We start from the raw sequence: 13,981 nt of genomic DNA, 5'->3' as shown, positions 1-13,981 counted from the left end.
GCCCGGCCCCGGGCTCAGTACTTCGGCGCGTTGCGGGACCGCTGCACCCGGCTGGTGCGGCGGTCCTTCGCGTTCCAGCAGGCCTTGTGCCAGTGCCGGCGGTCGTCCACTCCCCCGTACTCGGGCCAGGCCACCACGTGCGGGGCGCCGCCGGGGATCTCCTGGTCGCAGCCGGGGCAGCGGTAGCGCTTGCCGGGCGAGCTCGCGCCGGCGACATGGCGGACGTACCACTCCTCGCCCTGCCAGGTCTCACTGCGCTGCGAGCCGCCGTACCGGTCGCCCTGATCACCCTGCGGATCGGGGTTCGCGCCGCCTCGGGCGCGGTTGTGGCGCGGGGACACTTCGACACCTCACGGGGGCGTGGAAACTGACGGTTCCGTCCAGCCTACGGGCCGCGACGGGGTCGTCCCGCACCCGCCCATGGCGGATCAGCCGAAAATCGCAAGAACTTCATGAACGCCCGTTGCCTTTGGCACGTGTCAGACGTTGTTGCCGGTACGAGGGGAAGTTCGCGAGGGGGAGAACGCGTCGGCCGCAAGGAGGCAGAAGGCGATGCGCGTGGGTACGTTCGTGCTGGCCGCCCAGTTCCCGGGCCAGGGCCAGCAGGAGGCGCTGCACCGGGCGGTACGGACCGCCGAGGCGGCCGAGGAGGCGGGGCTCGACTCCGTCTGGCTCGCCGAGCACCACTTCGTGCCGTACGGGGTCTGCCCGTCGGCCGTCACCCTGGCCGCGCTGCTCCTCGGGCGCACCCGCCGGCTGCGCGTCGGCACGGCGGTCAGCGTGCTGCCGAGCGCGCACCCGGTCGCGCTGGGCGAGCAGGCGGCCCTGCTGCACGTGGCCTCCGGGGGAAGATTCACCCTCGGGGTGGGCCGGGGCGGGCCGTGGGTGGACCTGGAGGTGTTCGGCTCGGGGCTCCCGGCGTACGAGGGGGGCTTCCCCGAATCGCTGGACCTGCTGCTCCGCTGGCTGCGCGAGCCCCGGGTCCGCGCCCAGGGGGAACGATTCGCTTTCCGCGAGGTGGCCGTCGTGCCGGGCCCCGGCGAGCTGATCGGCGGACCGGCCTCGCCCGAGGTGGTGGTCGCCTGCACCTCGCCGACGAGCGTGCGGCTGGCCGCCGAGCGGGGCCTGCCGATGCTCCTCGGCATGCACTGCGGGGACGAGGAGAAGGCCGAGATGGTCGCCTGCTGGGAGCGGGCCGCGCGGGAGGCCGGGCGCGGGCGGGACGAGATCGCGCGGATCGGCGCCGGGCACGTCTCGGCCGGTGTGGTCCAGCTCGCGGACCGCGGCGCGGACGCGGCGGAGGCCCTGGTGAAGGCGATGCCGGGCTGGCTGAAGCAGGGGCTCGACGCCCATGTGACCGTGGACGGCCGGCAGCGCGCGATGCGCGATCCGGTGGCGTACACGGAGCTGCTGTGCGGGCTGCACCCGGTGGGCACGCCGAAGCTGGCGGCGGACCGGCTCGCGGCGACCTCCGAGCGGACCGGGATCACCCGCTTCGCCCTGCTCGCCGAAGGCTCGGGCGAGCTCGCCGGCACCGAGGAGAACGTGCGGCGGCTGGGCACCGAGGTGCTGCCGCTGCTGGTCTGACCCGCGTGCGGGTGGTGCGGGACCGTGCTGCCGCTCCGGCGTCTCCTCGCTCTCCCGCGACGCGGAGCGGCAGCACCAGGCCTTGTCAGCAGTCGCGCAGTTCGGGCGACTGGTTGAGCAGCTGGCCCCGTATGGAGGTGAAGCGGGCGAGCCGCTCGTCCACGGAGGGGTCCAGCGGGAAGACCGCCACGCGGTGGCAGTTCTGGAAGGCGAGACGCACCCCGAAGTGCCGCTGAAGCGCACCTCGGATGGCATCGCTCGCCAGTGCGCGCAGCAGCTGACCACGAGCCTGCTCGTTCGGCGGCGGCGTCTGGTTGTCGGCGAACTCGCCGCCGTCGACCTTCAGCTGTGCCACCAGAGAGCTGATCATCTCCCATGCGTAGGGCAGGGAGGTCCGGACGCAGTCGACGAAGTCGGCTTCGTCGACCTCGCCTCGCTCGGCCTGTTCCAACAGCGCCGGTGAGACGTCGAGCGACATGGGTTCTCCTCTCGCGACCCCGACGGGCGGGGTCTTGCGGGCAGGGGCAGAGGCCGGCGACGCGCACGCAGCGTGCACGGGCGACGACCTCCTGTCTTCCACGGTAAGCGCGCCGGTCTGCCCGCACCAGGAGATTGGGCACACAACCGGCCAATAAGTGACGGTCGTTGGGCGTGCGCCGGGCGGGCGTTACGGCCCGAATCGCGCCGGAAGGCGTCCGTCTTGTAGCGTTGCGGACCATGCGTCTCGTCATTGCCCGCTGTTCCGTGGACTACGCCGGCCGGCTCACCGCCCACCTGCCCTCCGCGCCCCGTCTGATCCTGGTCAAGGCAGACGGCAGCGTCTCCATCCACGCGGACGACCGCGCGTACAAACCGCTCAACTGGATGTCGCCGCCGTGCACCCTGAAGGAGGGTGCCGACGGTGAGGCGGGCATCTGGACCGTGATCAACAAAGCGGGCGAGAAACTGATCATCACGATGGAGGAGATCCTCCACGACTCCTCGCACGAGCTCGGTGTCGACCCCGGTCTGATCAAGGACGGCGTCGAGGCGCACCTCCAGGAGCTGCTCGCGGACCGCATCGAGACCCTGGGCGAGGGATGGACCCTGGTCCGGCGCGAGTACCCGACGGCGATCGGCCCGGTGGACATCCTGTGCCGCGACTCCGACGGCGCGACGGTCGCGGTGGAGATCAAGCGGCGCGGCGAGATCGACGGCGTCGAGCAGCTGACCCGCTACCTGGAGCTGCTCAACCGCGACCCGCACCTGGCGCCGGTCAAGGGCATCTTCGCCGCCCAGGAGATCAAGCCGCAGGCCCGCGTGCTCGCCAACGACCGCGGCATCGACTGCGTGGTGCTCGACTACGACGCGCTGCGCGGCATCGAGGACGACAAGCTGCGTCTGTTCTGACCGTACGCACGCAGGTACGAGAAAGGCCCGGATGCCCCACGGCATCCGGGCCTTCGTCCTTCTCGGGGTCCGCGCAGTCCGCGGGGCCCGCGGATCAGACCGGGTTCCCGCCCGTTTCCGCGGGGGCGGACTCGGAGCGGGAGGCGGAGGCGGAGCCGCTGGGGTTCTCCGTGGGCGGCGTCGTCGTCGGGGCGGTGGTCGGCGGCGTCGTCGGCGGAGTCGTGGGCGGCGTCGTCGACGGGGTGACCGGCGGCTTCGTGGACGGGGAGGTGGTCCTCGTCGGCGACAGCGTGGGCTTCGGCGGCGCCGTCGTCGTGGCCGCCGGGTCGCTCGGAGTGGCGCTGCCGGTCGCGGACGGGGAGCCGGTGGGGGCCGTCGGGGTGCCCGGGGAGCCGGTGCCGCCGGGGGTGGCGGTGCCGGTGGGCTGCGGGGCGCCCGGGTCCGAGGGGCGGCTGGTCGAGTCCTCGGTGGGCTCGTCGTCGCCCGGGGTGCCGTCGCCGGTGCCGTCGCCCTGGTCGGCGGTGCTGTCGGAGGTGACCCGGTCGTTGGCGGGGTGCTCGTCGTTGCCGGAGGTGGCGCCGATGGTGACGACCGTGCCGAGGACGGCGACGAGCAGGGCGCCCGCGCCGACCGCGGCCAGGTTGCGGCGGGCGCCGGCGACGATGCCCTTGCGCAGCCCGGGCCGGCCCTGGTCCTGCGCCCGGTCCGCGGGGGTGAGGACGGTGGGGGCGTCGTCGGGGAAGGCCGGGAACGCGGCGGACGCGGCGAGCGGGCCGACGACGGCGGTGGGTGCCGTCGGCGGGGCCGACGCGGGGCCGGGGAAGGCCGGGAAGTCGGAGAAGTCGCTCGGCGCGGCGAGGGCGGGGAAGGCGGGCTTGGCCGCGAGCGGGACGCCGCGGGGCGGCGAGGCCGGGCCGTCACGGCGGGCCGGCGGGGCCGACGGGGCCGGCGCGGCGGGCGGAGCGGGCTCGACCGGGGCGGACTCGCCCGTGAGGTCGGCGACGAGCGCGAGGGCGCGGCGGCCGGCGACGGTGCCGCGCTTGTCGGCGAGGGCGCCGCGCAGGGCGATGGAGGCCTCCAGTTCGGCGCGGGCCCGCTGGAGGCTGCCGGCGCAGAGCGCGAGGATGCCCAACTCGTGGTGGAAGTAGGCCTCTTCGGCCACCTCGCCGGCCCGCCGGGCGGCTTCCTGGCCGCTGCGCAGGGCCCGCTCCCAGGCGCCCCAGTGGAGGCCCGCGGCGAAGGCGGGCGCGGCGGCGCGGGCGAGCTGTACGGCGGTCGCGGTGTGCTCGGCGGCGGCGCCGGGGACGAGCGCGCCCAGGGCGGCGAGCAGCGCGTCGGCCTCGGCGGTGGCGCGCTCGGGGGTGACGGAGGGGTGTCCGGCCCACCAGGCGTAGTGCTGGGCGACGGTGTGGGCGCGGTCGGCGGCGTCCCCCTCGTACCCCTGGGCGAGGAGCTGGGTGAGGACTCCGGCGGCGAGGCGGTAGCGGGAGCCGACCGGGGAGAGCAGTCCGCAGCCCATGAGTTCGCCGAGGGCCGCGTCGGCGTGGGTGTCGCCGACGAGGGCGGGGAGGTGGGCCTGGTGCGGCACCTCGCCGCCGAGGGCGACGGCGAAGCGCAGGGTGTCCTGGGCGGCGCGGCTGAGCCGGGAGGCGAGCAGGGAGGCCGGGGCTGCGCCCTCGCCGAGGCTGGGCAGCGGTATGTCGCGCACCTCGACGTCGGGGTCGTCGGCGGCGTCCCCGGGGGCAGGGGCGGCGGCGACGGGGGCGCCGGAGGGCCCGAAGGCCTCCTCCAGGGCGCCGAAGGCGTCGAACTCGGCGGGGGCGACCCGGAGCCGGTCGCGCTGCCGGAGCAGGGCGGCGGCCTGGACGAAGCGGAGCGGCAGGCCCTCGGACTCGAACCAGAGGTCGCCGGCCCAGTTGGCCTCCTCCTCGGTGAGGGTGCGGCCGACGGCGGTCTCCAGGAGCTCGACGGCGGCGGCGCGGCCGAGTCCGGTGAGCGCGACCTCTTCGAGGTCGGCCTCGGGAGAGGCGGCGGGGGCGTCGGGGGCGGCGCCGAAGAGGAAGGCGCAGTCGGGGGTGGCGGCGAGCAGGTCGTCGAGGGCGGAGCCGCCGAACTCCAGGTCGTCGACGAGGACGATGGCGCCGATGCGGCGCACCTCAAGGAGGAGTTCCTCGCGGTCGGGCCGGAATCCGGGCGCGTACAAGACGGTGTGGAAGAGCTCGTACAGCAGCTCGGTGGGGGTGCGGTGGTGGCCGGAGAGGTGGACGACGCCGTCGGGGGCGATGTCCGCGCAGTCGGCGGCGACGGCGGCGAGCAGGGTGCTGCGGCCGGAGCCCGCGGGGCCGGTGAGGCGGGCGGAGCGGCCGCGGCTGAGGTGTTCGACCAGGAGCTCGCGCTGTTCCTGCCGTTCCAGCAGGGGCAGGGCGGCGGCCGCGGGGCCCGGCGGTACGGGGGGCGCGGCGGCGCGGGCGGCCTCGGCGCGCTCCTCGGCGGTGCGGCGGCGGGGGGCCGGGGGCTGTTCCCCGGGCGGGCAGACCTCGATCTCGCTGCCGTCGACGGGGTTGACGGTGAGCAGCAGGCCGCCGGCGACGACGCGGGTCGTGCGGACCCGGGCGGGGGTGGTGGCCGCGGGCACGAGTGCGGCGTGTCCGGGGCGGGCGTCCTCGCCCTCGGTGTCGTGACCGTACTCCTCGGGTCCCCGGTTGATCGGGTCCATGGTCCAAGCTCCCAAGCGGCGGGCGATGTGCAGGAGAGCCGACCCTAGACGGTTGTCCGAGCTCCGGGAACAGGCGGGGTGCCGTGGAGACCAAGACGTCACGGTCTTGTGAGGATTGAGCGTGACGCCTGGTCTCCACAACAGCTTCACAGGTGCGCGGGTGCCCCACGGGCACCCTGTCACGGGTGACGCGGGGTCAGACGCGCGGCAGCGACTCCGCGGCGAGGCCGCCCTCGATGGCGAGGATGCGGTGCAGCCGGGTGGCCACGAGGAGGCGCTGCATCTGGGGCGGCACCCCGCGCAGCACCAGTCGGCGGCCGCAGCGGCCGGCTCTGCGGTGGGCGCCCATGATGACCCCGAGCCCGGTGGCGTCCCAGGAGTCGAGGCCGGTCAGGTCGAGCACGAGGTCGCCGACTCCGTCGTCGACCGCCGAGTGCAGGACCGTACGGGCGTCCGCCGCGCTGCGGACGTCGAGGCGGCCCCCGACGACCAGCTCGACGTGGTCGCCCCTGATGTGCATATGCGCTCCCCGAGAGTGCTCCGTCGTGTGCCCGTCTTCGCAACGACTGACTGCCGCATCGGCAGAAGCGTTGCGCCTTGTAAGCGAACCGATATCGAAATTCACCCCTGGGGGCGATGGCGCGGGGGGCGGTCGGACCCCTGTGCGGACTCCGTACCGACCCCCGTGCGGCATCAGTACGTGTAGAAGCCCTGCCCGCTCTTGCGCCCGATGTCACCCGCGTCCACCATCCGGCGCATCAGCTCCGGCGGGGCGAACTTCTCGTCCTGGGTCTCGGTGTAGATGTTGCTGGTGGCGTTGACGAGGATGTCGACGCCGGTGAGGTCGGTGGTGGTGAGCGGTCCCATCGCGTGCCCGAAGCCCAGCTTGCAGGCGATGTCGATGTCCTCGGCGGTGGCCACGCCCGACTCGTACAGCTTGGCGGCCTCGACGACGAGCGCCGAGATGAGACGGGTGGTGACGAAGCCGGCGACGTCGCGGTTGACGACGATGCAGGTCTTGCCGACGGACTCGGCGAACTCCCGCGCGGTGGCGAGGGTGGCGTCGCTCGTCTTGTAGCCGCGGACCAGCTCGCAGAGCTGCATCATCGGGACCGGCGAGAAGAAGTGGGTGCCGACGACGGCCTCCGGGCGCTCCGTCACCGCGGCGATCTTGGTGATCGGGATGGCGGAGGTGTTGGAGGCGAGCACGGCGCCGTCCTTGGCGACCTTGTCGAGGGCGCGGAAGATCTCGTGCTTGACCTCCAGCTTCTCGAAGACGGCCTCGACGACGATGTCGGCGTCGGCGACGGCTTCGAGCTCGGTGGTCGCGGTGATCCGCCCGAGGGCGGCCTCGGCGTCGGCGGCGTCCAGCTTGCCCTTGGCGACGAAGCGGTCGTACGAGGCCTTGATGGTGTCGGTGCCCCGGGTCAGCGCGGCGTCGGTGACGTCCCGCAGGACGACGTCCCAGCCCGCCTGGGCCGAGACCTGCGCGATACCGGACCCCATGAGTCCGGCCCCGATGACGGCGAGCTTCCTGGCCACGTCTTCCACCCCTCTATGCCCTCAACAACTGTTCACTTCTGGCTCTTCGGCGGAGATTAGCGGGCCCGGGGCGCCAAGTGACCGTGAAGTAATGCGCGTCACGCCCGGTTTGACGGACGTCACACTCGCGACACCCCGCCGGCGGGCCGCCGCGCCTCGCGCTATACCCCTGGGGGGTATACACTCCCCTGTCATGCGTCGCCACGACCCGAGAGCCGCCCCCGCGCCGCTTCTGCTGCTGGCGGGCATGATCAGCCTGCAGTTCGGCTCCGCCTTCGCCAAGACGCTCTTCGAGCAGACCGGCCCGGCCGGGGCCACCCTGCTCCGGCTGCTGTTCTCCGCCGCGCTGCTCTGCCTGTTCTCCCGGCCCGCGTTACGGCTGCTCCGCACCCGGTGGCGGCTGTTGCTGCCGTACGGGGCGGTCTTCACCGTCATGCAGTTCGCGTTCTACGAGGCGACCTCCCGGCTCCCGCTGGGCGTGGTCGTCACCCTGGAGTTCAGCGGGCCGCTGCTGCTCGCCGCGCTGACCTCCCGACGGGCCCTGGACCGGCTCTGGGTGCTGCTCGCGGCAGCCGGACTGCTCGTCCTCGGCGGCACGCGGGGCCTCGACGACCCGGTCGGGCTCGCCGCCGCCCTGCTCACCGGTGCGGCCCTGACCGGCTACATCCTGCTCGGCGCCCGGGTCGGGCGGGCCGTCCCGGGCGGCGCGGGACTCGCCCTCGGCCTGAGCGTGGCCGCCGTGCTCGCCCTGCCGGCCGCCCCCACCCTCGGGCTTCCGCCGCTCGCCGTACTCACCGAACCGGGCGTCCTGGCCGCGGCGCTCACGGTGGCCGTGCTGACCACGGTGGTCCCGTTCTCGCTGGAGTTCGCCGCCCTGCGCCGGCTGCCGCCCCGGGTGTTCGCGGTGCTCTCCACCGTCGAACCGGTCATCGCCGCCCTGGTGGGCCTGGCCCTGCTCGGCGAACGCCTCTCGCCGCTCCAGTGGGCCGCCGTGCTCTGCGTGGTGGGCGCGGCGATCGGTACGGGCGTGGGCGCGGCGCACAGCACGAAGGCCCCCGGGACCGACACCGGCCCCGATCCGGGCGCCGCCCGCGCCTCCGGCCCCGCCCGCGACTGCGGTCCGGTGCCCGGCCCCGGCCGCGCCCCGGCCCGGCGGCCCCGCGCCCGGCCCTGACCCCCCGCCCGGACCCCGACCCCGTACCCGGCACGTGCGCAGCACCGTCCGATCGAACTTCCCCGAAGCAGAACGGAGTGCACCAGACATGAGCCCCACCACCACCCTGAGCACCGAGCGCGCCGCCCGCGTCGCGCCCCTCCTGGAGACCGTCTCCCGCACCACGCGTTCGGCCGTGCTCGTCGCCGGCGGCTACTTCGAGACCGCCGCCGGGATCGGCGCCTTCTCGCGGAACTCCTTCGACCTCGCCCTGGAGACGGGCGCGGTGGCCCGCAGGCTGCACCGGGGCAACAAGGTCCTCTACGACGTCATCGTCAACGACCTCGGCACGTCCTGTTCCACCGACGTCTGCACGGTCCCGGCTCCGGGCTCGTCCGCCCCCGAGGCGCTCGATCTCGCCCCGCTCGACGCCGCGGCGGCCGCGGCCGGGGTCTCCTACTCCGTCACCCGCGAGCGGACCCTGCGCAACCGGGCCGCCCGCGCGATGAAACACGCCGCGCGGGGGACCGAGCTCCAACCGCCGTTCTCCCGCGAGGGCGACGAGATCCTCTTCCGCTCCCGGAGCTACGCGAAGGTCCTCGCCGGCGTGGTCAAGGACGCCCACGTCGTGCCGCGCTGCCCGCTGATCGTCGCCGAGTACTTCGCCCGCTACTTCGCCCGGCTGCGGGCCTTCCCCGACTGCCCCCGCCGCCACGTCGTCGACATCAACTCCCTGGCCGACCGCGACAAGGTGACCAAGGGCGCCGAGATCTACCTGCGCACCCTGGGCAGCTCCGAGGAGGAGATCACGCTGGTCTTCGCCGACGCGGAGTGCGCCGACCCGATCGCCCTGACCTACACCGCGTACGACTTCTGAGGAGAGCGCGACATGGCGACGATCTATCTCGACCACCAGGCGACCACCCCGATGGACCCGGCGGTCGCCGACGCGATGCACACCGCGGCCACGGAGTGCTTCGCCAACCCGTCGAGCCCGCACGCGGCCGGCCTCCGGGCCTTCCGCGAGATCGAGCGGGCGCGCGGCACCGTGGCCCGGTTCATCGGGGCGGCGCGCAGCGAGGTCTACTTCACCTCGGGTGCCACCGAGGGCAACAACCTCGCCGTCAAGGGCGTCGTCGGGCGGGGTCCCGGCGGCCGGGCCCGGCACGTGGTGACGACGGCGGTGGAGCACAAGTCCGTGCTGGACAGCTGTCGTTCGCTGCGCGCGGCGGGCCACGAGGTGACCGTGCTGCCGGTCGACGCCGAGGGCCGGGTGGACCCGGCGCGGGTGGCGGCGGCGCTGCGGCCGGAGACGGCGCTGGTGTCGGTGATGCTCGCCAACAACGAGGTCTCCACGATCCAGCCGGTGGCCCGGATCGCGGAGCTGACCCGGGCGGCCGGGGTGCCGCTGCACTGCGACGCCACCCAGGGCGTGGGCACCCTTCCGGTGGACGTGCGGGAGCTGGGCGTCGACCTGCTGACCTTCTCCGGGCACAAGATCTACGGCCCGAAGGGCATCGGCGTCCTGTACGTCGCCAACGACCTGTCGGACCGGGCTCCGCTGGTGCCGCTGCTGCACGGCGGTGGGCAGGAGCGCGGCCTGCGGGCCGGGACGCCGAACACGACCGCCGTCGTCGGTCTCGGCAGGGCGGTGGAGCTGCTGGCGGCGGGCCGCGACCGGGAGGCGGGCCGGCTGGCCGCGCTGCGCGGGCGCTTCCTCGCGGAGCTGGCCGAGCTCGTGCCCCACACGCTCAACAGCGGTACGGGCGTCGGGTTCCTGCCGCACGCGGTGAACCTGTCGTTCGAGGAGGCGGACGCGCAGCAGCTGCTCCTGGAGGTCACGGCGGTCGCCGTCTCCTCGGGTTCGGCGTGCAACAGCTCGGCGCAGGAGCCGTCCCATGTGCTGACCGCGATGGGGCTGCCGCCGGAGCGGATCCGGGGCAGCATCCGGGTGGGCTTCGGCCGCTTCACCACCGAGGAGCAGGCGGTCCGCGCGGCCGGCGCCCTGGCGGCGGGGGTGCGGGCGGCTCAGCCGGTGCGCACCGCGTAGTCGAGCACGCGCCCGCCGAGCAGGTCCTCGATCTCGTCGAGCAGGTCGAGGGCCTCGCGGGAGACCTCGCCCGCCTTGCGGCCTGCGGTCATCTCGGCGCTGATGAAGGCGATGACGGTGTCCTGGATCCAGGCGATCTGACTGCCGACGAGCAGCGGCATCGGGTCGTCCGCCGGGGCGCCGACGTCCTCCCGGAGGGCGGCGACGGTGGCCTCGCGGACCTCCTGCTGGAGGTGGAAGAGGCGGGCCTTGAGGGTGGGCGCCTCGTCGATCACCCGCATGAAGGCGTCGTAGCCGTCCATCAGTCCGTACGCGGGCGAGACGGCGGTGACGTGCCCGCGGATCTCCCGCAGCACGGCGCGGGCCGCGGACTCCCCCTCGTCCCGGCCGCGGATCATCCGCGCGAGCCGGTGGGTGATGCCCTCCATCCGGTCGAGGAAGAGGTCCTCCTTGGCCGGGAAGTAGTTGTAGACGGTGTTGACGGAGACGTCCGCCGCCTCCGCGATCTCCGCGACCGTGACGGCCGTGAAGCCGCGCTCCAGGAAGAGCCCGGTCGCGATGTCCGAGATCCGCTGTTTCGTCTGACGCTTCTTGCGCTCCCTGAGCCCCTCAGCCATGCGCCCATCCTAGGCGCCCTGAAATTTTGGAGACGTTGCAAAATTTAAGCGACTCTGTTTTTGTGGTCACCATGCCAATCATCAGCACCTCCGGGCTGTCCCGGACCTTCCGCACGCCCAAGGGCGAGGTCCACGCCGTCCGCGGGATCGACCTCACCGTGCGGCAGGGCGAGATCCTCGGCTTCCTCGGCCCCAACGGCGCCGGCAAGACCACCACCCTGCGGATGCTCACCACGCTGCTCGCGCCCACCGGCGGTGCCGCCACCGTCGCCGGCCACGACCTGGTCCGCGACCCCGTGGGCGTGCGGCGCAGGATCGGCTACGTCGCCCAGTCCGGCGGGGTCGACCCGCAGGAGACCGTGCGCTCCGAGCTGGTCCTCCAAGGGCGCCTGTACGGGCTCCGCCGCCCCCGCGCCGAGGCCCGCGCGGTCGAACTCGCCGAGGACCTCGGCCTGACCGCGCTCCTCGACCGCTCCACCACCGCCCTCTCCGGCGGCCAGCGGCGCCGCCTGGACCTCGCGCTCGGCCTCACCCACCGCCCGGAGCTGCTCTTCCTGGACGAGCCGACCACCGGCCTCGACCCGGGCAGCCGCGCCGACCTGTGGGCGCTGGTGCGCCGGCTGCGCGACGAGCACGGCACCACCGTCGTCCTGACCACCCACTACCTCGACGAGGCCGACGCCCTCGCCGACCGCCTGGTCGTCGTGGACCGGGGCGTCGTCATCGCCGACGACACCCCCGCCGCGCTCAAGGCCGAGCACGGCGCCGACACCCTCCAGGACGCGTTCCTCGCCCTCACCGGCCGCGGCCCCGCGCCCGCCGACACCGCGCCCGTCTCCGTCTGACCGCGCGCCGACGCCAGCCCCAGGAGTTCCCCATGCTTCTCCACGACACCGCGGTGCTCTTCGGCCGCTACGCCCGGCAGACCCTGCGCTCGCCGTTCCAGATCTTCTTCGGCGTGCTGATGCCGCTGCTCTACCTGCTCCTCTTCGGCCCGCTGCTCACCGGCCTGCCGCTCGGCCGCACCGGCGACTCCTGGCAGGTCCTGGTCCCCGGACTGCTGCTCCAGCTCGGCCTCTTCGGGGCCTCCTTCGCCGGCTTCGCGGTCATCATGGAGAAGAACTGGGGCGTCCTCGAACGGCTGCGCGTCACCCCCGTGAGCCGGCTCGCGCTGCTGCTCGGCCGGGTCCTGCGGGACGCCGCGCTCTTCGTCTTCCAGGCCGTGCTCCTGGTGCTCGTCGCCCTGCTCATGGGGCTCCGGGCACCGCTCGCCGGCATCCTGATCGGCTTCGGCTTCGTGGCGCTGCTGACCTTCGCGCTGGCCTCCCTCTCGTACGCGCTGGCGCTGAAGCTGCGCAGTCCGCAGGAGTTCGGCCCCGCCGTCAACACCCTCACCGTCCCGTCGATGCTGCTGTCCGGGCTGATGCTGCCGATGACCCTCGCCCCCGGCTGGCTCGACCTGCTCTCGCGGCTGATGCCGTTCCGCTACCTGGTGGACGCGGTCCGGGACGCCTACGTCGGGCGGTACGCGACCACGGCGATGCTGTACGGGGTGCTGGTCGCCGTCGGCCTCGCGGCGCTGGCCGTGACGGTGGGCACACGCACCTTCCGCAGGGCCCACGCCTAACTAGGCTGGCCCCATGGTCAATCTGACGCGCATCTACACCCGCACCGGCGACAAGGGCACCACCGCCCTCGGCGACATGAGCCGGACCGCCAAGACCGATCTGCGGATCTCCGCCTACGCCGACGCCAACGAGGCCAACGCCGTCATCGGCACGGCCGTCGCGCTCGGACAGCTCGACGAGGACGTCGTGAAGGTCCTCGTCCGCGTGCAGAACGACCTGTTCGACGTGGGCGCGGACCTGTCGACCCCGGTGGTCCCCGACCCGCAGTACCCGCCGCTGCGCGTCGAGCAGACGTACGTCGACAAGCTGGAGGCCGACTGCGACCTGTTCCTGGAGCGGCTGGACAAGCTGCGCTCCTTCATCCTGCCCGGCGGCACGCCCGGCGCCGCGCTGCTGCACCAGGCGTGCACGGTGGTCCGGCGGGCGGAGCGCTCGACGTGGGCCGCGATCGAGGTCCACGGCGAGACGATGAACCCGCTGACCGCCACCTACCTCAACCGCCTATCGGACCTGCTCTTCATCCTGGCCCGGACGGCGAACAAGGAGGTCGGGGACGTCCTGTGGGTCCCGGGCGGAGACCGCTGACGGGTCCGGTCCGGACGGCCGCCCCTGGGACGCGCCCTTCGGCGTGTCCACGGGCGCATCCTTGCGTGCGTCCTCCGGCGGGCCCTCGGGCGCGTTCTCGGGCGCGCTCTTGGGCGCGCTCTTGGGCGCGCTCTTGGGCGCGCTCTTGGGCGCGCTCTTGGGCGCGCTCTTGGGCGCGCTCTTGGGCGCCTTCTTCGGGAAGAGCATGTACGAGAGGGCGATCAGGCCGTGGATGCCGGCCGCCCGCCAGGCGACGGTGATCCAGCCCCTGAGCGACTCGGTGTCGCCGGAGTCGCCGACGTACCAGGCGGCCAGGAGCAGCAGGCCGGTCGCGACGGACGCTGCCACCAGCGAGCCGAGCCACACCCGGCCCTCGTGGCGGGCCCGGGCCATCCCGTACTTCGGCGCTCCCACGGGCGGCGGGCCGCCGCCGAGGCGGTGGGCGGCGTGCCCGTCGAGCCACCGCACGGTGCGGTGGCCGTGGCCGACGGTGTAGCCGATGTAGAGCGCCGCCAGCCCGTGCTTCGCGCTCGGGTCGGCGCCGTTCTTGAGGTCGATCGCGGTGACCACGAGCAGCACGACCTCCAGGAGCGGCTCGCACAGCAGCAGGGCCAGGCCGAGGCGCGGCTTGCGCCACAGGTAGCGGGCGGCGAGTCCGGCGGCGAGCAGGACCCAGAAGCCGACCTCGCAGATCACGATCAGAGTGACGATCAC

14 protein-coding genes and 2 pseudogenes are annotated in these 13,981 nt (G+C 73.8%); 9 read left to right on the top strand and 7 right to left on the bottom strand.

All coding sequences use genetic code 11. The features are described from left to right. Nucleotides 1–14 precede the first annotated feature (14 nt). The gene (locus OG309_RS26115) at nucleotides 15–341 is read right to left on the bottom strand and encodes an ATP/GTP-binding protein (protein WP_329424263.1); all 327 of its coding nucleotides are present in this window, start codon (nucleotides 339–341) and stop codon (nucleotides 15–17) included. Between the two features lie 211 nt (nucleotides 342–552). Here OG309_RS26115 and OG309_RS26110 point away from each other — a divergent pair, with 211 nt between their 5' ends. Next, nucleotides 553–1,587, top strand: coding sequence for an LLM class flavin-dependent oxidoreductase (locus OG309_RS26110; protein WP_329424261.1), 1,035 nt, complete (start codon nucleotides 553–555; stop codon nucleotides 1,585–1,587). Between the two features lie 85 nt (nucleotides 1,588–1,672). On the opposite strand, the gene OG309_RS26105 is transcribed toward OG309_RS26110, so the two are convergent. Then, nucleotides 1,673–2,065, bottom strand: a complete 393-nt coding sequence (locus OG309_RS26105; protein WP_132913375.1) for an SCO5389 family protein — start codon at nucleotides 2,063–2,065, stop codon at nucleotides 1,673–1,675. 239 nt (nucleotides 2,066–2,304) lie between these two features. Between OG309_RS26105 and nucS the strand changes: the two genes are divergently transcribed. Then, entirely contained in the window at nucleotides 2,305–2,976 is a 672-nt protein-coding gene (gene nucS / locus OG309_RS26100) for an endonuclease NucS (RefSeq protein WP_329424257.1), read from the top strand. A gap of 94 nt (nucleotides 2,977–3,070) precedes the next feature. On the opposite strand, the gene OG309_RS26095 is transcribed toward nucS, so the two are convergent. The 3 genes from OG309_RS26095 to OG309_RS26085 all read right to left on the bottom strand — a co-directional run bounded on the left by OG309_RS26095 (nucleotide 3,071) and on the right by OG309_RS26085 (nucleotide 7,234). Further along, on the bottom strand, nucleotides 3,071–5,692 hold the full coding sequence (locus tag OG309_RS26095) for an ATP-binding protein (protein WP_329424256.1): 2,622 nt from the start codon (nucleotides 5,690–5,692) through the stop codon (nucleotides 3,071–3,073). 196 nt (nucleotides 5,693–5,888) lie between these two features. Further along, the gene (locus tag OG309_RS26090; protein ID WP_024761898.1) at nucleotides 5,889–6,212 is read right to left on the bottom strand and encodes an STAS domain-containing protein; all 324 of its coding nucleotides are present in this window, start codon (nucleotides 6,210–6,212) and stop codon (nucleotides 5,889–5,891) included. A gap of 173 nt (nucleotides 6,213–6,385) precedes the next feature. Continuing rightward, nucleotides 6,386–7,234 (bottom strand): 3-hydroxyacyl-CoA dehydrogenase family protein, encoded by an 849-nt coding sequence (locus tag OG309_RS26085; RefSeq protein ID WP_329424254.1) that lies wholly within the window; start codon nucleotides 7,232–7,234, stop codon nucleotides 6,386–6,388. Nucleotides 7,235–7,427: 193 nt separating this feature from the next. On the opposite strand from OG309_RS26085, the gene OG309_RS26080 reads away from it, so the two are divergent. From OG309_RS26080 to OG309_RS26070, 3 genes are all read left to right on the top strand, one after another. After that, the gene (locus tag OG309_RS26080) at nucleotides 7,428–8,408 is read left to right on the top strand and encodes an EamA family transporter (RefSeq protein ID WP_329424252.1); all 981 of its coding nucleotides are present in this window, start codon (nucleotides 7,428–7,430) and stop codon (nucleotides 8,406–8,408) included. A gap of 88 nt (nucleotides 8,409–8,496) precedes the next feature. Then, nucleotides 8,497–9,264: a hypothetical protein gene (locus tag OG309_RS26075; RefSeq protein ID WP_329424250.1), complete on the top strand. Its 768-nt coding sequence runs from the start codon at nucleotides 8,497–8,499 to the stop codon at nucleotides 9,262–9,264. Nucleotides 9,265–9,276: 12 nt separating this feature from the next. After that, on the top strand, nucleotides 9,277–10,437 hold the full coding sequence (locus tag OG309_RS26070; RefSeq protein ID WP_329424248.1) for a cysteine desulfurase family protein: 1,161 nt from the start codon (nucleotides 9,277–9,279) through the stop codon (nucleotides 10,435–10,437). Here the strand turns inward: OG309_RS26070 and OG309_RS26065 are convergent. Beyond that, nucleotides 10,416–11,054: a TetR/AcrR family transcriptional regulator gene (locus OG309_RS26065; RefSeq protein ID WP_329424246.1), complete on the bottom strand. Its 639-nt coding sequence runs from the start codon at nucleotides 11,052–11,054 to the stop codon at nucleotides 10,416–10,418. The two genes, OG309_RS26070 and OG309_RS26065, sit on opposite strands and share 22 nt — an antisense overlap. A gap of 71 nt (nucleotides 11,055–11,125) precedes the next feature. Between OG309_RS26065 and OG309_RS26060 the strand changes: the two genes are divergently transcribed. From OG309_RS26060 to OG309_RS38165, 4 genes and pseudogenes are all read left to right on the top strand, one after another. Continuing rightward, nucleotides 11,126–11,899: an ABC transporter ATP-binding protein gene (locus OG309_RS26060; protein ID WP_329424243.1), complete on the top strand. Its 774-nt coding sequence runs from the start codon at nucleotides 11,126–11,128 to the stop codon at nucleotides 11,897–11,899. A gap of 32 nt (nucleotides 11,900–11,931) precedes the next feature. After that, nucleotides 11,932–12,681 carry an ABC transporter permease gene (locus tag OG309_RS26055; protein ID WP_329424242.1) on the top strand — a complete coding sequence of 250 codons (750 nt, stop codon included), beginning with the start codon at nucleotides 11,932–11,934 and terminating at the stop codon, nucleotides 12,679–12,681. 13 nt (nucleotides 12,682–12,694) lie between these two features. Then, on the top strand, nucleotides 12,695–13,267 hold the full coding sequence (locus OG309_RS26050; protein ID WP_329424238.1) for a cob(I)yrinic acid a,c-diamide adenosyltransferase: 573 nt from the start codon (nucleotides 12,695–12,697) through the stop codon (nucleotides 13,265–13,267). A gap of 43 nt (nucleotides 13,268–13,310) precedes the next feature. Then, a pseudogene (locus OG309_RS38165) lies at nucleotides 13,311–13,421 on the top strand (hypothetical protein); the annotation flags it as partial. Here OG309_RS38165 and OG309_RS26045 read toward each other — a convergent pair. Then, nucleotides 13,409–13,981: pseudogene (locus OG309_RS26045) on the bottom strand (hypothetical protein); the annotation flags it as partial. The pseudogenes OG309_RS38165 and OG309_RS26045 sit on opposite strands and share 13 nt — an antisense overlap.

The sequence above is a fragment of the Streptomyces sp. NBC_01268 genome, from assembly GCF_036240795.1.
GTDB lineage: Bacteria > Actinomycetota > Actinomycetes > Streptomycetales > Streptomycetaceae > Streptomyces.
This window is presented reverse-complemented; position numbering and strand designations above follow the sequence as displayed.

Excerpts from the sequence above, each read along its gene's own strand:
- OG309_RS26110 (WP_329424261.1), top strand. The coding sequence starts at position 553 with ATGCGCGTGGGTACGTTCGTGCTGGCCGCCCAGTTCCCGGGCCAGGGC.
- OG309_RS26070 (WP_329424248.1), top strand. The coding sequence starts at position 9,277 with ATGGCGACGATCTATCTCGACCACCAGGCGACCACCCCGATGGACCCG.
- OG309_RS26090 (WP_024761898.1), bottom strand. The coding sequence starts at position 6,212 with ATGCACATCAGGGGCGACCACGTCGAGCTGGTCGTCGGGGGCCGCCTC.
- nucS (WP_329424257.1), top strand. The coding sequence starts at position 2,305 with ATGCGTCTCGTCATTGCCCGCTGTTCCGTGGACTACGCCGGCCGGCTC.
- OG309_RS26080 (WP_329424252.1), top strand. The coding sequence starts at position 7,428 with ATGCGTCGCCACGACCCGAGAGCCGCCCCCGCGCCGCTTCTGCTGCTG.
- OG309_RS26095 (WP_329424256.1), bottom strand. The coding sequence starts at position 5,692 with ATGGACCCGATCAACCGGGGACCCGAGGAGTACGGTCACGACACCGAG.
- OG309_RS26065 (WP_329424246.1), bottom strand. The coding sequence starts at position 11,054 with ATGGCTGAGGGGCTCAGGGAGCGCAAGAAGCGTCAGACGAAACAGCGG.
- OG309_RS26075 (WP_329424250.1), top strand. The coding sequence starts at position 8,497 with ATGAGCCCCACCACCACCCTGAGCACCGAGCGCGCCGCCCGCGTCGCG.
- OG309_RS26105 (WP_132913375.1), bottom strand. The coding sequence starts at position 2,065 with ATGTCGCTCGACGTCTCACCGGCGCTGTTGGAACAGGCCGAGCGAGGC.
- OG309_RS26060 (WP_329424243.1), top strand. The coding sequence starts at position 11,126 with ATGCCAATCATCAGCACCTCCGGGCTGTCCCGGACCTTCCGCACGCCC.
- OG309_RS26055 (WP_329424242.1), top strand. The coding sequence starts at position 11,932 with ATGCTTCTCCACGACACCGCGGTGCTCTTCGGCCGCTACGCCCGGCAG.
- OG309_RS26050 (WP_329424238.1), top strand. The coding sequence starts at position 12,695 with ATGGTCAATCTGACGCGCATCTACACCCGCACCGGCGACAAGGGCACC.